We start from the raw sequence: 25,350 nt of genomic DNA on the forward strand, positions 1-25,350 counted from the left end.
TGACCGGCGGTCCGGGTGTGCGGCACGGGTCTTGGGCGGGAAATCCCGATTTGCCCGCGAACAGGCTGGCCTGATCGCCAAATTGCATGTAGACTTTCAGCCAGATCCCGAAAACGGGGCGTTAACGAGGCAGAGAGTGGCGGTATCTCATGACTGAGATGGTGTATGGCGCGGTCCAGGACCAGCGCGGAGAACCGATTCTACCGAAATGGTGGCGTACTATCGATCGCTGGACGATGTCCTGCGTTCTGATCCTGTTTACCATCGGACTGTTGCTGGGGCTGGCCTCTTCGCCGCCGCTGGCCGGTCGTAACGGGTTCGATCCCTTCCATTATGTCGAGCGCCAGGCCTTCTTTGGCGGATTGGCGCTGATCGCGATGCTGCTGACCTCGATGATGTCTCCAACCTTGGTGCGGCGTCTGGCCGTTCTGGGTTTTCTGGGGGCCTTCGTCGCTCTGGTCTTCCTGCCGGTGTTTGGAACGGATTTCGGCAAAGGCGCGGTGCGCTGGTATTCACTGGGCTTTGCCTCGCTGCAACCGTCCGAGTTTCTGAAACCCGGCTTTGTCGTCGTGGCTGCATGGCTGCTGGCCGCCTCGCAGGAAATCAACGGTCCTCCGGGGCGGTTGTGGTCCTTTGCGCTCTGCATGGCCATCGTGGCCATGTTGGTGATGCAACCCGATTTCGGTCAGGCCTGCCTGATCCTGTTCGGCTGGGGCGTCATGTATTTCGTGGCCGGGGCCCCGATGCTGCTGTTGCTGGGCATGGCCGGTGTTGTCGTTCTGGGCGGGATGTTGGCCTATTCGAATTCCGAACACTTTGCCCGCCGCATCGACGGCTTTCTGAATCAAGAGGTCGATCCGACCACCCAGCTTGGCTATGCCACCAACGCCATCCGCGAAGGTGGCTTGTTCGGCGTCGGCGTAGGGGAGGGGCAGGTGAAATGGTCGCTGCCCGATGCCCATACCGATTTCATCATCGCCGTCGCGGCCGAGGAATACGGCCTGATCCTCGTCATGATCATCATTGCGCTGTATGCGCTGATCGTCGTGCGCTCGCTGCTGCGGCTGATGCGCGAACGCGACATGTTCATTCGTCTGGCCGGTACCGGTCTGGCCTGCATGTTTGGCGTTCAGGCGATGATCAACATGGGTGTTGCGGTACGTCTGTTGCCCGCCAAAGGCATGACTTTGCCGTTCGTCAGCTATGGCGGCTCGTCGCTGATTGCAGGCGGTATTGCCGTCGGCATGCTGCTGGCCTTCACCCGAAACCGCCCACAGGGCGAACTAGGCGATATTCTGCGCGGACGAGGATAATGGGGAACCCTTACCTGTTGATTGCGGCTGGCGGCACCGGGGGCCATATGTTCCCCGCTCAGGCGCTGGCCGAGGCGATGCTGCACAAGGGCTGGCGCGTGCGCCTGTCCACCGACCCGCGCGGTGCGCGCTATACCGGCGGCTTTCCCCATTCGACTGAAATTGTCGAGGCGTCCTCGGCCACCTTCGCCCGTGGCGGTCTGGCGGCCAAGGCGATGGTTGGCCCGATTATCGCTGGTGGTGTCACCAGCATGGTCTTCCAGATGATGCGCGACAAACCCGATGTTGTCGTAGGCTTTGGCGGTTATCCCTCGATCCCGGCGCTGGGCGCAGCGACCCTGCTGAAAGTTCCGCGGATGATCCATGAACAGAACGGGGTACTGGGCCGCGTGAATCAGCTGTTTGCAACCCGCGTTGCACAGGTGGCCTGCGGCGTCTGGCCGACGGATCTGCCTGAAGGCGCGCATGGCATCCACACTGGCAACCCGGTACGTGCCGCGGTTCTGGACCGCGCCGCCGCCGGGTATATCCCGCCGGGTGACTATCCGATGTCGGTTCTGGTGATGGGCGGCTCGCAGGGTGCGCGCATCCTCAGCGATATGGTGCCCGGTGCGATTGCCGCGCTGCCCCAAGACCTTCGCGCGCATATCCGTGTCTCGCATCAGGCGCGGGATGAAGATGGCGAACGGGTCAGCGCATTCTACCAAGATCATGGTATCCGCGCCGACGTTCAGCCCTTCTTCGATGACATTCCCCGCCGCATGTCGGATGCGCAGCTTGTGATCTCGCGCTCGGGCGCGTCCAGCGTGGCCGATATCTCGGTCATCGGTCGCCCTTCGATCCTGATCCCGTTTGCTGCTGCCGCCGGGGATCATCAGACCGCCAACGCGCGCGGGCTGGTCCAGGCCGGCGGGGCCATCATGATCCCGGAAAATGCGCTTGACGTTCCCACGCTGACACAGCAAATCACCACGGTTCTCACGAACCCCGAAGCCGCACAGAAAATGGCCCATGGTGCCCTGTCGGTCGGGGCGCCCGATGCCACCCAGCGTCTGGTCGCTCTGGTCGAGCAGCTGGCGCAGAAGGAGACCACATGAACCCAGCAACCAAACTGCCGCAGGACGTAGGGCCGATCCATTTTGTGGGCATCGGCGGGATCGGCATGTCGGGCATCGCCGAGGTGCTGCTGAACCTGGGGTATCAGGTACAGGGCTCCGATTTGAAAGCCTCGAAGATCACCAACCGGCTGGCCAGTTTGGGGGCCGAGATTTTCGTCGGCCAGCGCGCCGAAAACCTTGAAAACGCCGCCGTTGTGGTTGTCTCGACCGCGATCAAACCGGGCAACCCGGAACTGGACCAAGCCCGCGCCCGAGGGCTGCCGGTTGTCCGCCGCGCCGACATGCTGGCCGAACTCATGCGTCTGCGCTCAAACATTGCCATTGCCGGAACACACGGCAAGACCACCACGACGACCATGATGGCCGAACTGATGGTGGCCGGCGATTTCGATCCGACCGTGATCAATGGCGGCATCATCCACGCCTATGGATCGAACGCGCGGATGGGGCAGGGCGAATGGATGGTGGTCGAAGCCGACGAGAGCGATGGCTCGTTCAACCGCCTGCCCGCAACCATTGCCATTGTCACCAATATCGACCCCGAGCATATGGAACATTGGGGTGATTTCGACAGGCTGCGCGACGGCTTTTACGAATTCGTCTCGAACCTGCCATTCTACGGTCTGGCCGTCTGCTGCACCGATCATGCCGAGGTTCAGGCCCTTGTCGGCCGCATCACCGACCGCCGCGTGCGCACCTATGGGTTCAACGCGCAGGCGGATGTGCGGGCTGTGAACCTGACCTATAAGGGCGGCGTGGCGCATTTCGACATCCACCTGCAATACGAAGACAAGATGATCGAAGGCTGCACCCTGCCGATGCCCGGCGATCACAACGTCTCAAACGCGCTGTCCGCTGTGGCTGTCGCCCGCCATCTGGGCATGAAAGCTGCGGAAATCCGCGATGCGCTGGCCAATTTCGGCGGCGTCAACCGTCGCTTTACAAAGGTCGGAGAAATCGACGGTGTCACCATCATCGACGATTACGGCCACCACCCGGTCGAAATCGCCGCCGTTCTCAAGGCCGCCCGTCAGGCGACCGAAGGCCGCGTGATTGCGGTGCATCAGCCGCACCGCTATTCCCGACTGTCCAACCTGTTTGATGATTTCTGCACCTGCTTCAACGACGCCGATGTTGTGGCGATTGCCGAGGTTTTTGCCGCTGGCGAAGACCCGATCGAAGGTGCCTCGCGCGACGATCTGGTGCAGGGCCTGATCCGTCACGGACACCGCCACGCCCGTGCGCTGCTGGATGAAGACGATCTCGAACGCCTCGTGCGCGAACAGGCCCGTCCGGGCGATATGGTCGTCTGCCTCGGGGCCGGTACGATCAGCGCCTGGGCCAATGGCCTGCCCGAGAGATTGCAAAGAAAACAAGCTGTTTGACGCGTCATTTGTTTGTCGCACAACTTAAAAGTGTGATACTCTGACTGCAGCAGTCGCGTGTCCTCGGAGGGGCGAATGGACTATTCGATGATCTTTGCAGCGCTTTGGGTGATCTGCGCCACCATCGTGGCAATGTTGCCGATGCGGCTGCAATTCCCGCCGGGGTTTGTCCTGCTGATCTGCGCACCAGTGCTGGTCGTGTGGCTTGGGTATGTCCATGGCTGGTTCTGGTCGGTCGCGGCATTTGCCGGGTTCGTGTCGATGTTTCGCAACCCCATCCGGTATTACTGGCGCAAATGGACAGGGCACGAGGTCGCGGAATGACATGGTCTATCGCTCTGGCGGCCCTGTGGGGCTTTGCCGCCAACATCCTTGCGCTGATCCCCAGTACCGACAACCACTGGACGCGCGCCTATATCCTGATCATCGTGGGCATTCCCATCGTCGGCTATGTCACCTATGAAAACGGCCCCTGGATCGGTTTGCTGGTGCTGGCAATGGGCATGTCCGTGCTGCGCTGGCCGGTGATTTATCTGACCCGTTGGACAAAGGCGAAAATGCAGGGCATGAAGGCGGCCAAAGAATAACCGGCCAACTTCAGGAGATCTGTCATGGCGACAATCGCCACATTTGCCTATCTACCGCTCGTTTCCTTCGTTCTGGGTGCCGCTGCCGGGTTTACGGCGGGCCGCTGGCTTGGCCTGCGCAGCCTTCTGTGGCTGATCGGGCTGACATCCGCGGTTGGTCTGGGGCTGATCGTCGTGCTGGCCGGTGTCGGAACGGGTGAAGAAGACAAGGCGTTCGGCCCGCTGGTCTGGTTGACTGCCGGCGTTCTCCCCTTCCTTTTCGCCGCAATCATGGGCGGGGTCGGTGGGCGCAGCCTGGCGGTGCGCGCGACTACATGACACGGCTTCCCCCTGTCCTTCCTGACGTCCGGGGCCGCCTGTCCAAAGCGCGTAACCTGTCTGACCTCACATGGCTCCGCGTCGGTGGGCCGGCGGATTACCTGTTTCAACCTGCCGATATCGAAGACTTGCAGGCCTTCCTGCGCGATCTGCCGGATGGTGTGCCGGTCTTCCCGATGGGGGTCGGCTCGAACCTCATCGTGCGCGATGGTGGCTTGCGGGCCGTGGTGATCCGGCTGGGGCGCGGGTTCAACGCCATCTCGGTTGAGGGCAATACGGTCATCGCGGGCGCTGCCGCACTGGACGCGCATGTTGCGCGCAAGGCCGCGGATGCGGGTGTGGACCTGACCTTTCTGCGCACCATCCCCGGCTCGATCGGGGGCGCGGTGCGGATGAATGCGGGCTGTTACGGCAGCTACACGGCGGACGTGCTGCGCAAGGCCACCATTGTCACCCGGCAGGGCGACCTGCGGGACCTGACGACCGAGGAACTGAACTTTCGCTATCGCCAGTCCGACTTGCCCGAAGGCGCCGTTCTGATTTCGGCCACGTTCGAAGGCCCGTCCGGCGATCCCGATGATCTTCATGCCCGAATGGAAGCGCAACTGAAAAAGCGTGACGAAACACAGCCCACCAAGGACCGCAGCGCCGGATCGACGTTCCGCAACCCGGCCGGGTTTTCTTCGACCGGGCAGGCCGATGACGTGCATGACCTCAAGGCGTGGAAAGTGATCGACGATGCCGGAATGCGCGGTGCGGCACGCGGCGGGGCGCAGATGAGCCCGAAACACTCGAACTTCCTGATCAATACCGGCACCGCCACCGCTGACGACCTCGAAGGCCTGGGCGAAGAGGTGCGAAAAAAGGTTTACGAAACAAGCGGCATCACGCTAGAGTGGGAAATCATGCGGGTCGGTGATCCGCTAAAAGAATAAAGCCCCGACCGTCAGACCAAAACAGGCAAATTCAGGCGACGGATCAAAGGCATAAACGCAGTACGGACCACCACATAAGGTCCGGGGACATTGAGGCGCACATTGGGTATGTCGAGCAGGACAAACCCCAAAGTGGCGGTATTGATGGGCGGCCCCTCGGCGGAACGCGAGGTGTCTCTCAGCTCTGGGCGCGAATGCGCAGCCGCCCTTGTGGGAGAAGGCTTTGAAGTGGTCGAACTGGACGCAGGTCCCGACCTCTATGCGCGCCTGTTGAATATTCAGCCGGATGTGGTTTTCAACGCCCTGCATGGCCGCTGGGGCGAGGATGGCTGCGTGCAGGGGATGCTGGAATGGATGCGTATCCCCTATACCCATTCGGGCGTTCTGGCCTCGGCCCTTGCGATGGACAAGCAGCGCAGCAAAGAGGTGTTCCGGTCCGAAGGCCTGCCCGTTGTCCCCAGTGTGATCGTCCCGCGTGCCGAAGTGACCCGCGCCCATGTGATGGAACCGCCCTATGTGGCCAAGCCCAATAACGAAGGGTCCAGTGTCGGTATCTACATCGTCCACGAAAACGCCAACGGCCCGCCGCAGCTGTCCGAAGATATGCCCGACCAGATCATGGTCGAGAAATACGTGGCCGGGCGCGAGTTGACCGTGACCGTGATGGGCGACCGCGCCCTGACCGTGACCGAGATCATGACCGATGGCGGCTGGTACGATTATGACGCCAAGTACAAACCCGGTGGATCATGGCACGTGGTCCCTGCCGATATCCCGCAGGACATCTTTGATCGCTGTATGGATTATGCCTTGCGCGCGCATGATGCTTTGGGCTGCAAGGGTGTCAGCCGCACCGATTTTCGCTGGGATGACAGCGCGGGTGCTGATGGGCTGTTTCTGCTGGAAACCAACACCCAGCCTGGCATGACACCCACCTCGCTGGCCCCGGAACAGGCCGCGCATATGGGCATGACATTTGGTCAGCTCTGCGCCTGGATGGTTAAGGACGCCTCATGCAACCGTTAATCGCCAGCCGCTCTCTGGAAATCCATCGCACCAAGCCCCTTGCCGGGCCGGATGCCGATTTTGCCTCGGCTGATACGGAGCCGCATGACACCCAGCCCATTTTGCGTCTGCGCGGGGCGCGGGTGTTTTCCCGCACCGCACGCCGCAGCGATCCGGCCCCGTCGCGCCTCAGCTATCGTCTTCAGCGCTGGATGCTGACACCGGGTATCCGTCTGGGCGTCAAGCTTGGCCTGCCGATCTGCGCCATTGCCGCGGCAGTTGGCGTCTATTTTGCCTCTCAGGAACGGCGCGAAGCGCTTGGTACCTATATTGCCGATATTCGCACCTCGATTCAGGAACGCCCCGAGTTCATGGTTAACCTGATGGCCATCGACGGGGCAGGCACCAGCCTGTCCGATGATATCCGCGAGGTCGTGCCTCTGGATTTCCCGATCAGTTCCTGGGATCTGGATGTCGAACAGATGCGCGACACGATCACCGGGCTTGATCCGGTGAAATCGGCAACCGTACGTATCCGTCCGGGCGGCATCCTTCAGGTCAACGTGGTCGAGCGTCAGCCCGTGATTGTCTGGCGGACGCATGACGGGCTCGAACTGCTCGACGAGACCGGCGCGCATGTCAAGGAAACCACCTCTCGCAAGGACCATGCCGACCTGCCGCTGATCGCGGGCGCGGGCGCGGATGCCCATGTGGCGCAGGCGCTCGAGATCTTTCAGACCGCCCGCAGCCTGGGCAATCGTGTGCGCGGGCTGGTGCGCGTGGGTGAACGGCGCTGGGATCTGGTCCTGGACCGTGGCCAGCGCATCATGCTGCCGACCGAGCGCCCGGTGCGCGCGCTGGAACGCGTCCTTGCGGTGAACGAGGTGCAGGACCTTCTGGAACGCGACGTGGCCGTGGTCGACATGCGCCTTGGCCAGCGTCCCACCATCCGAATGACCAAAGCCGCCAGCGAAGACTGGTGGAATACAAAAGTGACACTGAGTAACGGGCAGTAACGAGCATGATGACCGATCTTTATCAGTCCCAACGCGCCATGCGTCAAATGCGGCGCCAGGCATTGCAACGCGGTGTGATCGCGATTCTGGATGTGGGCAGTTCCAAGATTGCCTGCCTCGTTCTGCGTTTTGACGGATCGGGCCGGCTGAGTGAAGATAACACCATCGGCTCAATGGCGGGGCAGACTGGGTTTCGGGTTATCGGGGCCGCAACGACACGTTCGCGCGGCGTACAGTTTGGCGAAGTCACCGCCATGCAGGAAACCGAACGCGCCATCCGCACCGCGCTTCAGGCCGCACAGAAGATGGCCGATATCCGTGTCGATCACGTCATCGCCTGTTTCTCGGGGGCCAACCCGCGCTCTTACGGGCTGGACGCACAGGTTGATCTGGATGGCCAGCTGGTGACCGAGGCCGAAGTGGGTCGTGTTCTGAACGCATGCGACGTGCCGGATTACGGCGACGGGCGCGAGGTGCTGCACGCACAGCCGGTCAACTTTGCGCTCGACAACCGCTCGGGCCTGATCGACCCGCGCGGGCAGATGGGCCAAAGCCTTGCGGTCGATATGCACATGCTGACCGTCGATGCGATGGCGATCCAGAACATCGTGCGCTGTATCAAACGCTGCGATCTGGAACTCGCCGGGATTGCGAACTCGGCCTATGTCTCGGGAATTTCCGCGCTGGTCGAAGATGAGCAGGAACTCGGCGCGGCCTGTATCGACATGGGCGGCGGTACCACCAGCGTTTCGATCTTCATGAAGAAACACATGATCTATGCCGATTGCGTGCGTATGGGCGGCGATCACGTGACCGCCGATATCTCGATGGGGTTGGGTGTGCCCGCAGCAGTTGCGGAGCGGATCAAGACGTTCAATGGCGGCGTTCATGCGACCGGCGCTGATGACCGCGACATGATCGATATCGGCGGCGATACCGGTGACTGGGAACACGACCGCCGCACAGTCAGTCGGGCCGAACTGATCGGCATTATGCGTCCGCGCGTCGAGGAAATTCTAGAAGAGGTCCGCGTGCGTCTGGATGCGGCCGGGTTTGAACACATGCCAAGCCAGCAGATCGTTCTGACCGGTGGCGGCAGTCAGATCATGGGGCTGGACGGTCTGGCGACCCGCATCCTTGGTCAACGCGTGCGTCTGGGCCGCCCGCTGCGAGTGCATGGCCTGCCGCAATCGGCGACAGGACCGGCGTTCTCGTCCTCAGTGGGGCTTAGCCTGTTTGCGGCGCACCCGCAGGACGAATGGTGGGATTTCGAAATCCCGGTCGACACATATGCCGCGCGCCCGTTCAAGCGGGCCGTCCGGTGGTTCCGTGACAATTGGTAGACACCTGCAACGGGCCGCGCTGTGTACGGCCCTGTTGCCGGGATGGGTTTCGGCCCAGACCATCATCACGCCCGAGGCATTTCTGGATGCCGCCGTCGGCAAAACGCTCACGTTCCATGAGATTCGCAGCGGCTATTTCGTCGGGACCGAGCAATTTCTGAACCGTCACGCTTCGGTTTGGCGACAAGAGGGGCAGGGCTGTGTCTATGGGCAGATCACCACGCCAAACGGTCAAATCTGCTTTCTCTATGACAATGATCCAGATGGTATTCCCGTCTGCTGGTGGCCCTTCCTGCACGAAGGCCGTCTGATGGTGCGTCTGGCCTCGTTTGCAGAAAGCGAAATCCAGGAGGTGCGCAGCATCACCGAAACCAGCCTGAACTGTCCAAGTGCGCCGCTCAGTTGAAAAATCCGGTTGCGGCGCGCCGATTTATCCCTCAAGATATCCACAAGGCCCGGCAGAGGCCTCGCGGCAGGACCTGAGCAGTTTTCCGCAGTGTAAATGATGGTCGACCAAAGCGTGACGAACGGCTGAGTCCTCGCGCCGGGGTCGTCTGCCTAGTGATGGTCGCCGCTGTTTCCGCTATATCTGGCAGTACCTGCGAAATGCCGCCGGTTTCTGCCTTATTTCCTCCATATTTTGTGGTGAATCGCGATTTTTGACGTGACCTTTTCGCATCAGCCCGCTAGAATCGAGCAAGGATAGGTAAGAAAAATACCGCTTTGGCGGAACATAAATACAGGCGGACAGAGCATGACATTGAATCTTTCGATGCCCGGGCAAGACGAACTGAAGCCTCGGATTACAGTATTTGGCGTTGGCGGTGCGGGCGGTAACGCTGTCAACAACATGATTGAAAAACAGCTGGACGGCGTCGATTTTGTCGTCGCCAACACCGATGCGCAGGCGCTGCAGCAAAGCCAGTCCTCGGCGCGGGTGCAACTGGGTGTGAAGGTCACCGAAGGTTTGGGGGCAGGGGCCCGTCCGGCCGTGGGTGCCGCTGCTGCCGAAGAAAGCATCGAACAGATCGTCGACCATCTGGCAGGCGCGCATATGTGCTTTATCACCGCGGGCATGGGTGGCGGCACCGGCACCGGCGCCGCTCCGATCATCGCGCAGGCCGCGCGTGAGCTGGGTGTGCTGACCGTGGGTGTCGTAACCAAGCCCTTCCAGTTCGAAGGTGCCAAGCGGATGCGTCAGGCCGAGGACGGTGTTGAGGCACTGCAAAGGGTCGTCGACACGCTGATCATCATTCCGAACCAGAACCTGTTCCGCCTCGCCAATGAAAAGACTACCTTTACCGAGGCGTTCTCGATGGCCGACGATGTCCTGTATCAGGGTGTCAAAGGCGTAACCGACCTGATGGTGCGTCCAGGCCTGATCAACCTCGACTTTGCGGATGTACGCGCCGTGATGGACGAGATGGGCAAAGCCATGATGGGCACCGGTGAGGCAACTGGCGAAGACCGCGCCATTCAGGCGGCGGAAAAAGCCATCGCCAACCCGCTGCTGGACGAAATCAGCCTCAAGGGCGCCAAGGGTGTACTGATCAACATCACCGGTTCGCACGACCTGACCCTGTTCGAGCTGGACGAAGCCGCCAACCGCATCCGCGAGGAAGTGGACCCCGAGGCGAACATCATCGTCGGCTCGACGCTGGATACCGCGATGGAAGGCGGCATGCGCGTGTCGGTTGTTGCGACCGGCATCGACGCCACCGAAAAAACGGCTGATATTCCGGTCGCGCGCCGCTCGATGTCCGAGCCGCTGACCCGCACCGTTTCGGCCGAAGAATACGGTCGCGAAGAAGCGCCCGCAGCCGCCGAAATGGCAGAGCCCGCGCCGCAGATGGAAGAGGACCGCGAACCTTCGCTGTTTGAAGCCGCGGAAGAGCCCGCCCAGCCGAAGTTCCAGCCGTTTGATGAACGGGATGAGGACGATCTGCCGCCACCGGCCTATCAGCCGCGCGTCGCCGAATTCGAGCCGCAGCCCGAGCAAATAGAACCGGCGCCCGAGGCTTTTGTTGCCCCGCGCGCGCCTGTCGCAGGCACCCCGTCGCCCGAAGCGCTCCAGCGTTTGCAGGCAGCGGTTCAGAAGGTTCCCTCGGCAGCTCAGCGCGCCGCAGCGCCCCGCCCGCAAGCGGCGGTTTCGCATCACGAACCCGAAGAACGCTCGCGGTTTGGCTTCAATCGGCTGATCGACCGGATGACCGGGCATGCCTCTGATACACCGGCCCATCCGCCGCGTCAGCAGCCCGTTCTGCGCCAGTCCGAGGCCACGGCACCGATTCACGATGAGGCCGACCCGGATCAGGATCGTATCGAAATTCCAGCCTTCCTGCGCCGTCAGGCCAACTGATCGCGGTAACAAAATCCACTCACGGGGTCGCCATTTGGCGGCCCTAATTCTTTTTAAAACAGTGGCTTACGAACGGGTAAGCAGGGTTTTGCCGATCTGTTACATACATGTTTCATTCGGTTACAAAGAGTGAGTTGAGCCTTGACGCGGGCTTCCTTAACTGAGTGTCCAACACAGCCCTAGCAGGCTGGACACCACTCGCCGAGGCCCATTTTGCAACATACGCTCAAATCTCCGGTCACGTTTAAAGGCGTCGGGCTGCATAGCGGCAAGCCTGCGACCATGATCCTGAAACCGGCAGCAGCTGGTCATGGCATCTGGTTCAAACGGACGGATATCCATCTGGGCGATGCGATGATCCCGGCGATCTATCACGTGGTCGAACGGACCCCGCTTTGCACCCGTCTGGTGAATGATGCCGGGGTGTCGGTATCCACCATCGAACATATCATGGCAGCTTTGGCCGGGTGCGGCGTTCACAACGCACTGATTGAAATCGACGGCCCCGAAGTTCCGATCATGGACGGGTCTTCGATCGATTTCGTACGCGGCATCATGGCCCGAGGCGTGCGCCGTCAGGCCAGCCCGGTGCTGGCCTATGAGGTGCTGAAGACCGTCACCGCATCGCGTGAAGGGGCCAGCGCAAGCATCGCACCTGCGGATGGGCTGATCATCGATTTCCACATTGATTTCGAAGACAGCGCAATCGGCAGCCAGACCAAGACGCTGGATATGCGCAACGGGTCGTTCGCGCGCGAACTCAGCGATTGCCGCACCTTCTGCCGCCGCATTGATGTTGAAGCCATGCGCGAACACGGGCTGGCCCTGGGCGGTACTCTGGATAACGCCGTGGTCGTGCAGGGCAGCGAGGTTCTGACGCCCGGCGGGTTCCGCCGCGTCGACGAAGCCGTGCGCCACAAGATGCTGGATGCTCTGGGTGACCTCTATCTGGCAGGCGGGCCGATTCTGGGCCGTTTCACGGGCGACAAGTCGGGTCATTCGCTGACCAACACATTGCTGCGCAATCTGTTTGAAACGCCCGGCGCGGTGCGCCCGGTTCTGTGCACGCCGGAACAGGCCGCACGCCTGCCCGGGCAGGGCTTGATCGTAAACGAAATTCCCGAAGTCGCCTGATCAGATCAACTCTGACGACATTTGCGCCAGATGTTGCATAAGGCGTTTTGCACCGGAATATTCTGTGCTAGACCATGGCTCAATTCGGGGCGAACCCCATTAAGTAAGACGACAAGGATGGGCGGTATGGTTGGCAGCAAAGCGGCAGTCAGATTCGCAGGCGCGGTTCTTCTGGCAGCAGTTTTGACGGCATGCGGTAACGGGGGCGGCCTTTTCGGCAACAAGGGCGCGGACCGGGAACAGAATCTGGAAGGGTTCACACCGGAACAGATCTACACCCGTGGCGAATACGAATTGTCGCAGAATCGCTCGGATGACGCGGCTTGGTATTTCTCCGAGGTTGAGCGTCTGTATCCCTATTCAGACTGGGCCAAGCGTGCGCTGATCATGCAGGCGTTCTCGTTCCACTCCGACAAGAACTACGAAGAAAGCCGGGCCGCGGCCCAGCGGTATATCGACTTCTATCCAACGGACGAAGACGCGGCCTATGCCCAGTATCTGCTGGCGCTCAGCTATTACGACCAGATTGACGAGGTCGGGCGCGATCAGGGGCTGACCTTTCAGGCGCTGCAATCGCTGCGCACCGTGATCGAGGTTTATCCCGACAGCGAATATGCCACCTCGGCAGTGTTGAAATTCGATCTGGCCTTTGACCATCTGGCCGGCAAAGAGATGGAGATCGGGCGCTATTACCTGCGTCAGGATCACTTTGCCGCGGCCATCAACCGCTTCCGCGTCGTGGTCGAGGATTTCCAGACCACGTCCCACACCGCCGAAGCGCTTTATCGTTTGGTCGAGGCTTATCTTTCCCTCGGCCTGCTGGATGAGGCGCAAACCGCAGGTGCCATCCTTGGCTACAACTACCAATCCTCGGAATGGTATGACGATGCGTACAAGCTGCTGACCTCACGCGGGCTTCAGCTCAAGAGCCGTGGCAACAACTGGCTCAGCACGATCTATCGTCAGACCATCAAGGGTGAGTGGTTGTAATCGCCATGGCATTAGGCTTGGGACGCTGAAGACCCGATGCTGCGCGCCCTTGATATCCGCGACATGCTGATCATCGACCGGCTGGAACTCAGTTTTCAGCCGGGCCTGAATGCGTTGACCGGTGAAACCGGCGCGGGCAAGTCGATCCTTCTGGATTCGCTGGGCTTTGTTTTGGGCTGGCGCGGGCGTGCGGAACTGGTACGGCAAGGTGCGGCACAGGGCGAGGTTGTGGCCGAGTTCGAGCTTTCCGCCGATCATCCCGCACATGCGATACTGTCCGAAGCGGGCCTGCCAGGCGGGGATGAGCTGATCCTGCGCCGGGTCAACACCGCCGAAGGGCGCAAGACCGCTTGGGTCAATGACCGTCGCTGCTCGGGCGATGTGCTGCGCGCACTGTCGGAAACCCTGATCGAACTGCACGGCCAGCACGATGACCGCGGGTTGCTGAACCCGCGCGGCCACCGGGCCATGCTGGACGATTTCGCCGGGGTCTCGGACCGGCTGACATCCGTTCGTGCGGCCTGGACCGTTATGTCACGCGCCCGCAAGGCTCTGACCGAGACCGAGGCCGCGCTGGCCGCCGTCCGAAGTGAGGAAGATTTCCTGCGCCACGCGGTTTCCGAGCTGGATCAGCTTGATCCTCAGCCCGGTGAGGATGCCGAACTTGATGCCCGCCGCCGCATGATGCAAGGGGCCGAGCGTATCCGCGATGATGTCGCCCGCGCCTACGCGCTGCTGTCGGGGGACGGTGCCGAAGGGGCGATGTCCGACGCTATCCGGTGGCTGGAAGGCGTGTCCGGCAACGCAGGTGGTCAGCTGGACGAACCGATTGCCGCGCTGGGGCGCGCGATGATTGAACTGGGCGAGGCGCAGGATGGCGTGAACGCCTGCCTTCAGGCGCTGGACTTCAACCCGTCGGAACTGGAACAGGCCGAGGAACGCCTGTTTGCCATCCGCGCACTGGCCCGCAAACATGACGTGGCCCCGGATGACCTGGGCGCGTTTGCCGACACTCTGCGCACCCGCCTCAACCAGTTGGAAGCAGGCGATGCCGACCTGGCGGACAGGCGTGCCGCTGTGGACGCGGCACAAAAGGCTTATGACAATGCTGCCGCCGACCTCAGCGCGGCCCGCGCGGCGGCTGCCGGGCGGCTGGACGCTGCCGTCATGGCGGAACTGGCTCCGCTCAAAATGGAACGCGCGGTGTTCCGGACCGAACTCATCCCGGCTGAACCCGGCCCCGAAGGAACCGACGCGGTGGCCTTTACCGTGGCCACCAACCCGGGCGCGCCGGCGGGGCCGCTGAACAAGATCGCCTCGGGGGGTGAACTCAGCCGCTTCCTGCTGGCGCTCAAAGTGTGCCTGTCGGGCGATGACAGCGCCCGCACGATGATCTTTGACGAGATTGATCGCGGCGTTGGCGGGGCCACTGCCGACGCGGTCGGGCGCAGGCTCGCGTCATTGGCGCAGGGCGGGCAGGTGCTGGTTGTCACCCATTCTCCGCAGGTCGCCGCGCGTGCGGCGCATCACTGGCGGGTGCAGAAACAGGTCACGGACGGGCAAACCCTGTCCACCGTCATCCCTCTGGCCCAGCCCGACCGGGTGGACGAGATTGCGCGCATGGTGGCGGGCGACACCATCACGGACGAGGCCCGCGCCGCCGCCCGGGCCCTGCTGCAGGCCTGATGCGCCCGTGGCACGAATTGGCCTCACACTGTCGCTATCTCACTTTTATTAGGGTGCTCCGTGGCTTACTAAGGGTTACGTGATGATCCCCGAGGGCCAATGACCCAGTCGACCCGCACCGTTCTGCGCAACCAGCTCAATCAGGCTCTGGCCGCGATCAAGGATGCGTGGCGGGTGATGCTGCGCCGGGGGCCAAGCCAGATCCAGTTCTGGTTCATCGCACTGGTCATCGGTATCGCTGCCGGTTTCATGGCGCTTGGGTTCCGCAAAGCCATCCGTGCGTTGCAGGCCTATCTCTATGACACCGGCGACGTCCTGCTGCTGCACAGCCATGCCGAGAAACTGCCGTGGTTCATGATCCTGATCATCCCGATCATCGGTGGGCTGGTCGTGGGCCTGATCCTGAACCGGTTCACCAATGACGGGCGCGTGAGGTCAGTCGCAGATGTGATCGAAGGGTCCGCCATCACCGACGGGCGGGTCGAGGTCAAGGCCGGCATCGCCTCGTTCTTTGCCTCGCTGATCACGCTCAGTTCGGGCGGGTCAACGGGCCGAGAAGGCCCCGTGGTGCATATGGCCGGGGTGATTTCCACCTGGGTCAGCAACCGCATCCATGCCGACGGGATTACGGGCCGCGACCTGCTGGGCTGTGCTGTCGCCGCCGCCGTATCAGCCAGCTTCAACGCCCCCATCGCCGGGGCCCTGTTCGCGCTCGAGGTCGTGCTGCGCCACTTCGCCGTGCATGCCTTTGCCCCGATCGTCATCGCCTCGGTCGCCGGAACGGTAATCAACCGCCTCGAATATGGCGACGTTACCGAGTTCACGCTGGAAACGCCCGGATCGCTGCAATTCTATGTCGAACTTCCCGCCTTCCTGATCCTCGGCCTGATCTGCGGCTTTGTCGCGCTGCTGCTGATGCGATCGATCTTCTTTGCTGAAGATATCGGCAGCCATATCCAGAACCGCCTGTCCATTCCGGGCTGGCTGCGACCGGCCGTGTCCGGCGCGATGCTGGGGCTGATGGCGATCTGGTTCCCGCATATCATCGGTGTGGGCTACCAGACTACGATCCGCGCTTTAACCGGTGATCTGGTTCTGACGACCGCGATCCTTTTTGCGGTGACCAAGACAATCGCCGTGGCGATCACCATGGGCGGGCGCATGGGGGGTGGGGTGTTTTCACCGTCCCTGATGATCGGCGCGCTGACCGGGCTGGCGTTCGGACTGATCGCCACTGGGCTGCTGCCGGATGTGTCCGGCACGCACACACTTTATGCCTTTGCCGGAATGGGCGCGGTGGCCGCGGCGGTGCTGGGTGCCCCGATCTCGACCACTCTGATCGTGTTTGAACTGACCGGCGACTGGCAGATCGGCCTTGCTGTTATGGTCAGTGTGTCCATGTCCACGGCGCTGGCCTCACGCCTGGTGGACAGGTCCTTCTTCCTGACCCAGCTGGAACGCCGCGATGTCCATCTGGCCGCCGGGCCGCAGGCCTATCTGCTGGCAATGCTCCGTGCCGGGGCGGTAATGCGTCCGCTTGGGGATCAACGGTCGATCACTGCGGACGAGGCGCAAGCCCTGATCAAACAGGGCCTGTGCATTCAGGCCAGCGCCACGCTTGAGGCCGCGATGCCCTATTTCGACCGCGACGACATTCCCTGCATTCCGGTTATCGTTCTGGAACAGGACGGGTCCGAGACACCGGTTGGCGCGCTCTACCATGTCGACGCGCTCAAGGCTTACAACCGGGCCCTTGCAGCCACCGCGGCCGAGGAACATTCGTGAGGGGCCCGCGACCGGGACAAGCGTTCCCGAAGCCTCCGCTGAAACCCTGTCCGGCGCCTCTAAATCTGCTCCACCTTCACCGAGTCCACCGGATAAAACGCCAGGTATCCCTTGATCTCGGCCACGGTGGAAATCGGGTCTTCATAGCTCCAGACCGCGTTTTCGGTCACCGAGGATTTGTTGACGATGGAAAAATGCGTCGCGTCGCCCTTGCCGGCGCAATGCGTCACCTTGTCGGTCTGATCCAGAAACGCCATCGCAACATCGCCGCGCGGAAAGTAAATCACCGGAGCTTTGTCGCCTTCGTGCAGTTCCAGCGCGTTGCTCGTTTCGCCCAGAATCGCACCGCCCGAACGGACAGTCCATTTGCCCGGTGCTTTTTGGATCGTGATCTCAGTCATTTCTATTCCTTCCGTCGACGTATTGGGGCCTCTCCTCTGCCCGTTCTATGTAACAGGCGGGTGTCAGATCGGCGCAGTTGCGGCATCCAACCACAGTTGCGCGTCATGTCCCAGCCTTGGGCGGATTTTTTCCGCGACGTCGCGATGATAGGCGTTCAGCCAGCCGCGTTCGTCAGGCGTCAACATATCCACCATGATCAGCCTGCGGTCAATTGGCACAAATGTCAGGGTGCGCCAGCACAGCATCGCGCGTTCCGCATCGCCACCGGGCAGGGCCGGGGCTTCTTCTACAACCACTAGGTTTTCTATGCGGATGCCAAAAGCGCCCTCGCGGTAATATCCCGGCTCATTCGACAAGATCATGCCGGGTTGCAGCGGGACATGGCTGACCTTCGACAGGCGTTGCGGCCCCTCATGCACGCTCAGATAGGCCCCGACACCATGTCCGACACCATGGTTGAAATCCTGCCCCGCCGCCCATAGCGGCGTGCGGGCCACGCATTCGATATCACGTCCGGCCAGCCCTGCGGGCCAGCGCAGCATCGACATGGCAATCATGCCCTTCAGCACGCGGGTGAAGCAGGTCTTTTCCTCCGCCCCGACAGTGCCGATGGCAAGCGTCCGCGTGATATCGGTGGTGCCATCCAGATATTGCCCGCCACTGTCCAGCACCAGCAGATGACCGTCCTGCAACCGGCTGTCGGTCTCGTCCGTCACGCGGTAATGCATGATCGCGCCGTTCGGGCCTGTCCCGGCAATGGTATCGAACGAGATATCCTGCAACACATTGTCCCTGCGGCGGTTGTCTTCCAGTCGCGTGACCACCTGCGTCTCGGACAGGCTGCCGGGGGGCTGTGCGTCCAGCCAGCACAGAGTTTCGACCACCGCCACCGCATCGCGCAAATGCGCCTCGGCGCTGCCCGCGATTTCGGCCGGGTTCTTGCAGGCCTTGGGCAGGGCACAGGGGTCGCCGCCATCCACCATGGCATCGCCCAACGCGTCTGCCACGATCTGCGGCACCGTGCTCAGATCCACCTGCACCGCACCGTCCAGCACTGCCACCGCATCCAGAAACTCCGCAGGGTTGCGAACCGTTACCTTCGGGTCCAGATGATCCTGCACGTCCAACAGTTTTGCCGCAGCCATGAACAGCTCGACCCTGCCGTCGTCATGCAAGATCGCAAACCCGTGGGCCACGGGGTTGTAAGCGATATCCGATCCCCGGATGTTCAGCAGCCACATGATCGAATCCGGCAATGTGATTACTGCGGCCTTTCGCCCGGCCTGCCGCAGGTCTGCGGCCAGTCTGGCAATCTTGCTGTCAGCGGTTTCACCCGCAAATTCGATCGGATGCGCCTTGACGGCCTGCATCGGCGGTTCAGGCTGGTCTGCCCAGATCCGGTCCACCAGATTGTCGCAGCGCACCAGTTCGACGCCTGTGCCCTCAAGCTCGTCAAGCGCGGCCGAGATTTGTCCTGCCGCGTGCAGCCATGGGTCGAAACCGACCTTGCCTCCACCGGGCAACTGCTCTTTCAGCCATGCACTCAGGCTCACGTCAGGCCACGGCACCGGCGTGAACACATCCGCGACCTGCGCCTTGACCTGCGTGCGATACCGCCCGTCGATGAACACACCAGCCATGTCGGTCAGCGCAGCACAGAACCCGGCCGATCCCGTAAACCCGGTCAACCAGGCCAGACGCTCATCCCGCGGGGCCACATACTCGCCCTGGTGCGCATCCGACCGTGGGATCAGAAACCCGTCCAACCCTTCGTGCACCAGCTCAGCGCGCAACGCAGCCAGACGCGGCGGCCCCTGCTCGGGCCGCGCGGTCACCTCAAAGGACTGGAACATACTACTCCTCCCTCAGCCGGGCGGTCGATATCGCCGCCTTTTCATCTTTTGGGAAATACTCCCGCCGGAGGCAAGGCCAGCCTAGCCGACCTTTTTCATCCCCATCACCCGCGCCCGCGCGCGTGGATCACTGTCGAACAAAGCCGCCAGTTGTTCCGTCATCGCACCAGCCAGCTGTTCCACATCGGTGATCGTCACCGCACGGTCGTAATACCGGGTCACATCATGACCGATACCAATCGCCAGCAGCTCGACCATCTTGCGCTTTTCCACCATGGCAATCACATCGCGCAGGTGCTTCTCCAGATAGTTGGCGGGGTTCACGCTCAGCGTTGAATCATCAACCGGAGCTCCATCCGAAATCACCATCAGAATCTTGCGCTGCTCGTGCCGCGCGATCATCCGGCGATGCGCCCATTCCAGCGCCTCACCGTCGATGTTTTCCTTCAGCAGGCCCTCTTTCATCATCAGCCCCAGATTGGGCCGCGCCCGCCGCCACGGCGCATCGGCACCCTTGTAGATGATGTGGCGCAGGTCGTTCAGACGGCCGGGTTGCTGCGGGCGGCCATCGTTCAGCCATGCCTCGCGCGCCTGACCGCCTTTCCACGCCCGCGTGGTAAAGCCCAGAATCTCGACCTTCACATTGCAGCGTTCCAGCGTCCGCGCCAGAACATCGGCACAAATGGCCGCGATCGAGATCGGACGCCCCCGCATCGACCCCGAATTGTCCAGCAACAGCGTCACCACCGTATCGCGGAACTCGGTATCCTTCTCGACCTTGAAACTCAGCGGTGTGGTGGGGTTTGCCACAACGCGCGCCAGACGGCCCGCATCCAGAATGCCTTCCTCGCGGTCGAATTCCCAACTGCGATTCTGTTGCGCCTGCAATCGGCGCTGCAACTTGTTGGCAAGGCGCGAAACCGCCCCTTTCAAAGGTTCAAGCTGCTGATCCAGATAGGCCCGCAGCCGTTCCAGTTCCGCAGGCTCGGCCAGATCTTCGGCCGCAATCTCTTCATCATGCGTGCTCAGATAGACCTTGTAATCCGGGTCGGCCTCGGATGCGGGCGGCGGGGCAGGCGGCTCCAGCGGCGCTTCGCCATCCGGCATCTCCGCCTCGTCACCCAGCTCATCCTCGGCCATCTCATCCATCGAGACCTGCGCCTGAGATTGATCCTGCTGCTCTTCCTGTGTCTGCTCAGGGGTCGCATCCGCGTCCTGATCGTCCTGATCATCCTGACCGGTGCTGTCAGGATCGGGCTGTTCCTCGGCGTCGTCCTCGGCCTGATCTTCCTGATCGTCGTCCAGCTCGTCGGGGTCATCGCCCAGCTGATCGCCATAGCCCAGATCCTTGATCATCTGCCGCGCGAACTTGGCAAACTCCGCCTGATCCGACAGCACGTCATCAAGGTTCTCCAAGACGCCACCGGCCTGTTCCTCAATAAACCCGCGCCACAGGTTCATGATGTTCTCGGCCGCAGGCGGCAGATCGCGCCCGGTGGCCAGATGCCGGATCAGATAACCCGCCGCCACCGACAAGGGCGCATCGGCAGGCTGCTTGCACTGGTCATAGCCGCGCCGGATCGCCTCATGCCCGATCTTGACGTCTATGTTGCTGGCGGTGCCGGGCATATCCCGCGCACCCATCGCCTCGCAACGCGCCGTCTCCATCGCCTCGTACAAGTCCCGCGCCATATCCCCCGGAGGCGCATAGCGCGCATGGGTGGCGTCATCATGATACCGACGCTGCAAGGCCAGCGCATCCGCCGTGCCGCGCGCCAGCAGAACCTCTTCCCGCGTCATACGCCGAGACACCTGCGGCAGCCGCATCGACTCGCCCGACAAGCCCGACGGATCGACGGTGTATGAAATGTTCAGTTCAGGATCATCAGCCATGACCTTGGTGGCCTCGGCCAAGGCCTTCTTGAAGGGATCGGCAGGGTTGTCGTTCTTCTGTGCCATGTCCTTAAGCCCTCATCAAAGTGACCTGCCCGGCGCGGAAAACAATAACGGATCCGACTTCATCTGGCCAAAAATATCCCCGCCGGAGGCATTGCGCCCGGAACGGGCGCAATCCGGGCGCTTAGCCCAAGCTCGCACTCGCCGCGCTTTCCGGCAATTCCTCGTCAAAGCAGCGCTGATAGAACTCGGCAACGGTCTGACGTTCCAACTCGTCGCACTTGTTCAGGAACGACAGGCGGAAAGCATAGCCCACGTTGCGGAAGATCTCGGCATTTTGCGCCCAGTTGATCACGGTCCGCGGGCTCATGACGGTGGACAGGTCGCCATTCATGAAGGCGGTCCGGGTCAGATCGGCCACGGTGACCATCTGGCTGACGGTCTTGCGGCCCTCGGCGGTGTTGTAATGCGGCGCCTTCGACAGCACGATCATCGTCTCGGCATCATGGCTCAGATAGTTCAGGGTCGAGACCAGCGACCAGCGGTCCATCTGTGCCTGGTTGATCTGCTGCGTGCCGTGGTACAGCCCCGTGGTATCGCCCAGACCCACGGTGTTTGCGGTGGCAAACAGGCGGAAACACGGGTTCGGCGTGATGATCTCGTTCTGGTCCAGCAGGGTCAGTTTGCCATCATGTTCCAGCACCCGCTGGATCACGAACATCACGTCGGCGCGGCCTGCGTCATATTCGTCGAACACGATGGCCACGGGGTTGCGCAGGGCCCAGGGCAGGATACCTTCGTGGAACTCGGTCACCTGCTTGCCATCGCGCAGTTTGATTGCGTCCTTGCCGATCAGGTCAATCCGGCTGATGTGGCTGTCCAGGTTCACGCGCACAGCGGGCCAGTTCAGACGGGCGGCGACCTGCTCGATATGGGTCGATTTGCCGGTGCCGTGATAGCCCTGAATCATCACCCTGCGATTATGGGCAAAGCCCGCCAGGATCGCCAATGTTGTCTCGGGGTCAAACTTGTAGGTCGGGTCGATCACGGGCACACGGTCGGTGGCTTCGGCAAACCCTTTGACCTTCATGTCCGTATCAATGCCAAATACGTCACGGACCGAGATATCTTCGGTGGGTTTTGCGTTTACATCGATCGATCCGTCAGCCATGCGCCTTGTCCTTATCCTTTGCCCCGCTCACCGGGTTTGAACCCGTGTGTGGTGCAACATATTGCGGACAAGGGCAAGGGAAAGCGGCCCGCTCCGAAAGGTGAGCAGGTTTTTCTTTCAAACTGGCCCTATTGACGCGCGGACGATCCTTGGTCGCGATGGGTACAAGACGCAGATCAAGCCGCGTTCATCAACAATGACAGTGCTGCCATTCGGACGCACCCGCCAAACCATGTGTCCGAAAGGCTGCACGCAGGTAGGTATTCAACAATCTACATGTTGTAGAGGATGACCTTATCAGGCATATAATATGGTCTTATGGGGCGTTTTGTAAGTGATCGGGTGTTGGTGAAGCAGGAATGCCAAGCGCAGGCCTTACCGGGGTGTCGCTCCGTGTCGAATGACAGGCAGACGTTAGAAATTGCCAGCAAAGCCGCGGTGACTCCCGGTGGCATTTAACGCTCTTCTCCACACCGTCAATACGACGGGCCAGAACGATCTCATCGTCCAGAACACGACACAACCCGCGATCATCAGCGGATCGATGGTGTCGTTTGACGGGGGCACGACCTTCCAGCCCTACACCTATCTTGGCCAGGGAAACTATCGCGGAACCGGGGAAACCGGAGAGTTCATTCAGGTCGGCGGGCAAATCTACGCCTGGGATGCCAATAACCCAACCGGTCCGATGACCACCGGAAACTGGAAGATCACCCCAGTTGATCTGAACCCGACCGATCCACCCTGTTTTGTCTCGGGCACCCTGATCGAAACGGATTGCGGTCCGCGCCCGGTCGAAGATCTGGCCGTGGGCGATCGGGTTTGCGTGGCCGGTGGGACCACGCTGCCCATCGAATGGATCGGCAAACGAACGCTCAGCGCGCAAATCCTGCGCGTCCGGCCCCAATTCAACCCGGTTTGCATCCGGCGCGATGCGATGGGCAAGGGCCTGCCGGACAGGGATCTTTACCTTTCTCCGCAACACCGGGTCGTGCTGGGGGGCTGGCGGGCCGAGCTATATTTTGGCGCACCAAGCGTGTTCTGCGCGGCCATTCATCTGGTCAACGATGATACCATCCGGCAGGTGACGACGGGCGAAGCGGTGACATATTACCACATCGCCTGCGCCGAACATGTGATCCTCACCTCGCACGGCCTGCAAAGCGAAAGCCTGTTTCCGGGCGATATGGCGCTGAAATCACTGCATCGCGACGATGTCGAGGAACTGCGCGCGCTCTTTCCGGGGTTACTTTCAGACGCAGGACCGCACCCCCAAACGTGCCTAAGCTGCCTGACCGGGCGTGAGGCACGCGCGTTGCGAGACATGTTCGCAGACTAGGCCCACATAACGGAAATCGTGGCGCCGCTGTTGGTGCGCGCCCGGATCACGCCCCGCTGTTAACTGCATAAGTGCAGAATTTGCTAATCGGGGATCAACCGAACAAGGTTTGACGCCTTCATCCTCCGGGACATCGACCCAACATCATTCGCGCATGGCACGGGCATTATGGGCCGTTCAACCCGCCTATGCCCCAATCGGCATGGGTCTCGATAACACTGGCCACAGCCAGCGCCTTTTCCGCGATATCCTCCGGAGTGTCCTCGGCGAACGCGATGCGGGTCATCCTGTCGTGCATCGCTTCCGAAGTGTAAAACTCAAAGGCTCGCGTATTGCCCGGGCTGTTCCAGAACGCGGTGATCCAGATCGAGTCTCGCCCCGGAACGCAATATGCACACCAATCGCGCCACAGGCGCAGCACCAATTCGGTATCCGGGCTTGCGGCGACCTGTTCGAACAGCGACTCCAGCGGCCACCCTGCCAGGGCGAACATGCAAAGCGTATCGTCCAGACAGCCGCGTTCCCGTGCCATCTCGCGTTTCAGATACGCGCGCTGGAACCGGTCCAGAATCTGCCATTCCTCGGGTGACCAGTTATCCGGGTTACCGGTTTCAAACCGGTTCAGGCTCACCTCCAGCCCAACACTGGCGGGGTCTTCGTCCACAGACAGAATCTCAAGGATCCGGGGCAGTAGGTACCCCCATGTTTCGCGGGCTATCCCCGCGGGATCACAAGCGGCGAAGAACCAATCCTGAACGTAATGCAGGGGCAGCTCGGCAATGGACGGCGTGAAGAAGTCCGCCTCAATATCGGCGTCCATGCAGCAGCCTTCGCAAACCTCGATACTGCTCGGCTTTGGATAGGCGAAAACCCTGTACGCATCGCTGACGATGTCAGAAAACGGATGATCCGGCGGGATCTTGGCTTTTGGTGGTTTCTGCTCTTTGCGTACCACGGTCCTTGCATCCAAAACTGTTCTGTCGGGGCAAGGCCACGTCAGTGTCATCCCTGAACGCTACGAAACCCGGATCGATGCGTAAAGCTATGGTCGCGTGGTCAAAGCGAAAACCAAAGCTCATCCTTGCGAAAACCGCCTTTCACAAGACGACCCGCTTTCAACACATCCGGAAACTCGTCCTCCCAGTCCCGGAACATGTCATTTGTAACGATACGTGCCTTGCTGTCCCGCGCCGCCTGCAAGATCAACGGATCTGCCGGCGTGCCTTTGGGCGCGACCATGACCCGCTTGGCCCGCAAGCCCAGGGCGCGGCTCAGCGCCCGGTCGTTCATGTATTCCCCTTCGACCTTGTACCCGACGTTCGCATCGAACACGACGCCCGGTTTGAACCCGGCTTGCTTCAGGCTGGCCAGAACCTGCCGCAACGTTGCCAGATCCGGTGCGCCGTCTTTCCAGTGCATCACGTTCGACCCGTCCACGATGATCCATGTGTTGGCCCTGCGCCAGCCGAACCAGGCCCGGATCAGAAGGATCGTACTGGCGAACACACAAAGCAGGGCCAAAAGGAACAGCCAGTCCATCTCGGTTGGATAGAACTGCGCCACGACCAGCCCGCAAAGTGAGGCAAGCAGCAAAAAGAAAGGCATACGCACAGCGGTTGCTCCGGGAAAAGCACTGTTTTAATTCCCACTACTATTGCGGGAATTGAAACAGGTTTCCAGACAGCATCCTCACAATCCGTTCAAACTGTGTAAAC

At 61.5% G+C, this 25,350-nt stretch carries 23 protein-coding genes; 17 read left to right on the top strand and 6 right to left on the bottom strand.

What is annotated here, in order from left to right; all coding sequences use genetic code 11:
- Positions 1-149: 149 nt before the first annotated feature.
- From ftsW to AC2FLU_RS15775, 16 genes are all read left to right on the top strand, one after another.
- Positions 150-1,313 carry a putative lipid II flippase FtsW gene (gene ftsW, locus AC2FLU_RS15700; protein WP_480475947.1) on the top strand — a complete coding sequence of 388 codons (1,164 nt, stop codon included), beginning with the start codon at positions 150-152 and terminating at the stop codon, positions 1,311-1,313.
- Entirely contained in the window at positions 1,313-2,410 is a 1,098-nt protein-coding gene (locus AC2FLU_RS15705) for a UDP-N-acetylglucosamine--N-acetylmuramyl-(pentapeptide) pyrophosphoryl-undecaprenol N-acetylglucosamine transferase (protein ID WP_480475949.1), read from the top strand. Before ftsW ends, AC2FLU_RS15705 begins: the two co-directional genes overlap by 1 nt.
- Positions 2,407-3,816, top strand: a complete 1,410-nt coding sequence (gene murC / locus AC2FLU_RS15710) for a UDP-N-acetylmuramate--L-alanine ligase (protein ID WP_480475951.1) — start codon at positions 2,407-2,409, stop codon at positions 3,814-3,816. Before AC2FLU_RS15705 ends, murC begins: the two co-directional genes overlap by 4 nt.
- Positions 3,817-3,891: 75 nt before the next feature.
- Entirely contained in the window at positions 3,892-4,140 is a 249-nt protein-coding gene (locus AC2FLU_RS15715) for a DUF2484 family protein (protein WP_480516296.1), read from the top strand.
- The gene (locus AC2FLU_RS15720) at positions 4,137-4,403 is read left to right on the top strand and encodes a DUF2484 family protein (RefSeq protein WP_480475955.1); all 267 of its coding nucleotides are present in this window, start codon (positions 4,137-4,139) and stop codon (positions 4,401-4,403) included. The genes AC2FLU_RS15715 and AC2FLU_RS15720 overlap by 4 nt, the downstream gene beginning before the upstream one ends.
- 24 nt (positions 4,404-4,427) lie before the next feature.
- Positions 4,428-4,721 carry a hypothetical protein gene (locus AC2FLU_RS15725; protein WP_209504519.1) on the top strand — a complete coding sequence of 98 codons (294 nt, stop codon included), beginning with the start codon at positions 4,428-4,430 and terminating at the stop codon, positions 4,719-4,721.
- On the top strand, positions 4,718-5,656 hold the full coding sequence (gene murB / locus AC2FLU_RS15730) for a UDP-N-acetylmuramate dehydrogenase (protein ID WP_480493806.1): 939 nt from the start codon (positions 4,718-4,720) through the stop codon (positions 5,654-5,656). The genes AC2FLU_RS15725 and murB overlap by 4 nt, the downstream gene beginning before the upstream one ends.
- Positions 5,657-5,758: 102 nt before the next feature.
- Positions 5,759-6,682 carry a D-alanine--D-alanine ligase gene (locus AC2FLU_RS15735; protein WP_496809163.1) on the top strand — a complete coding sequence of 308 codons (924 nt, stop codon included), beginning with the start codon at positions 5,759-5,761 and terminating at the stop codon, positions 6,680-6,682.
- A complete protein-coding gene (locus AC2FLU_RS15740) occupies positions 6,670-7,677 on the top strand; it encodes a cell division protein FtsQ/DivIB (RefSeq protein ID WP_480475959.1) in 1,008 nt (335 codons plus the stop codon). Before AC2FLU_RS15735 ends, AC2FLU_RS15740 begins: the two co-directional genes overlap by 13 nt.
- An 8-nt stretch (positions 7,678-7,685) precedes the next feature.
- Complete coding sequence (gene ftsA / locus AC2FLU_RS15745; protein WP_480475961.1) at positions 7,686-9,020, top strand: cell division protein FtsA; 1,335 nt, start codon at positions 7,686-7,688, stop codon at positions 9,018-9,020.
- Positions 9,007-9,426 (top strand): hypothetical protein, encoded by a 420-nt coding sequence (locus AC2FLU_RS15750; RefSeq protein ID WP_480604439.1) that lies wholly within the window; start codon positions 9,007-9,009, stop codon positions 9,424-9,426. Before ftsA ends, AC2FLU_RS15750 begins: the two co-directional genes overlap by 14 nt.
- Before the next feature lie 348 nt (positions 9,427-9,774).
- The gene (gene ftsZ / locus AC2FLU_RS15755; RefSeq protein ID WP_480554080.1) at positions 9,775-11,379 is read left to right on the top strand and encodes a cell division protein FtsZ; all 1,605 of its coding nucleotides are present in this window, start codon (positions 9,775-9,777) and stop codon (positions 11,377-11,379) included.
- Positions 11,380-11,592: 213 nt separating this feature from the next.
- On the top strand, positions 11,593-12,513 hold the full coding sequence (gene lpxC / locus AC2FLU_RS15760; protein WP_480516302.1) for a UDP-3-O-acyl-N-acetylglucosamine deacetylase: 921 nt from the start codon (positions 11,593-11,595) through the stop codon (positions 12,511-12,513).
- Positions 12,514-12,639: 126 nt separating this feature from the next.
- Positions 12,640-13,503 carry an outer membrane protein assembly factor BamD gene (locus tag AC2FLU_RS15765; protein WP_480475969.1) on the top strand — a complete coding sequence of 288 codons (864 nt, stop codon included), beginning with the start codon at positions 12,640-12,642 and terminating at the stop codon, positions 13,501-13,503.
- A gap of 36 nt (positions 13,504-13,539) precedes the next feature.
- The gene (gene recN, locus AC2FLU_RS15770) at positions 13,540-15,189 is read left to right on the top strand and encodes a DNA repair protein RecN (protein ID WP_480604435.1); all 1,650 of its coding nucleotides are present in this window, start codon (positions 13,540-13,542) and stop codon (positions 15,187-15,189) included.
- Between the two features lie 99 nt (positions 15,190-15,288).
- Complete coding sequence (locus AC2FLU_RS15775; RefSeq protein WP_496809130.1) at positions 15,289-16,974, top strand: chloride channel protein; 1,686 nt, start codon at positions 15,289-15,291, stop codon at positions 16,972-16,974.
- 59 nt (positions 16,975-17,033) lie between these two features.
- Here AC2FLU_RS15775 and AC2FLU_RS15780 read toward each other — a convergent pair whose 3' ends face one another.
- The 4 genes from AC2FLU_RS15780 to cobS form a co-directional block, all read right to left on the bottom strand.
- Positions 17,034-17,375 carry a DUF427 domain-containing protein gene (locus AC2FLU_RS15780; RefSeq protein ID WP_480475975.1) on the bottom strand — a complete coding sequence of 114 codons (342 nt, stop codon included), beginning with the start codon at positions 17,373-17,375 and terminating at the stop codon, positions 17,034-17,036.
- Between the two features lie 63 nt (positions 17,376-17,438).
- Positions 17,439-19,229 carry an aminopeptidase P family protein gene (locus AC2FLU_RS15785; RefSeq protein ID WP_496809131.1) on the bottom strand — a complete coding sequence of 597 codons (1,791 nt, stop codon included), beginning with the start codon at positions 19,227-19,229 and terminating at the stop codon, positions 17,439-17,441.
- 81 nt (positions 19,230-19,310) lie between these two features.
- Entirely contained in the window at positions 19,311-21,188 is a 1,878-nt protein-coding gene (cobT, locus tag AC2FLU_RS15790; protein WP_496809132.1) for a cobaltochelatase subunit CobT, read from the bottom strand.
- Positions 21,189-21,309: 121 nt separating this feature from the next.
- On the bottom strand, positions 21,310-22,296 hold the full coding sequence (gene cobS / locus AC2FLU_RS15795) for a cobaltochelatase subunit CobS (protein WP_480475981.1): 987 nt from the start codon (positions 22,294-22,296) through the stop codon (positions 21,310-21,312).
- Positions 22,297-22,744: 448 nt separating this feature from the next.
- Here cobS and AC2FLU_RS15800 point away from each other — a divergent pair, with 448 nt between their 5' ends.
- On the top strand, positions 22,745-23,635 hold the full coding sequence (locus tag AC2FLU_RS15800) for a Hint domain-containing protein (RefSeq protein ID WP_496809133.1): 891 nt from the start codon (positions 22,745-22,747) through the stop codon (positions 23,633-23,635).
- A gap of 166 nt (positions 23,636-23,801) precedes the next feature.
- Here the strand turns inward: AC2FLU_RS15800 and AC2FLU_RS15805 are convergent, their stop codons facing one another.
- Complete coding sequence (locus AC2FLU_RS15805; RefSeq protein WP_480493813.1) at positions 23,802-24,590, bottom strand: hypothetical protein; 789 nt, start codon at positions 24,588-24,590, stop codon at positions 23,802-23,804.
- Positions 24,591-24,691: 101 nt separating this feature from the next.
- Positions 24,692-25,240 (bottom strand): NYN domain-containing protein, encoded by a 549-nt coding sequence (locus AC2FLU_RS15810; RefSeq protein ID WP_480475987.1) that lies wholly within the window; start codon positions 25,238-25,240, stop codon positions 24,692-24,694.
- Positions 25,241-25,350: the final 110 nt, after the last annotated feature.

It is taken from the genome of Ruegeria sp. SAZD013 (genome assembly GCF_059612525.1).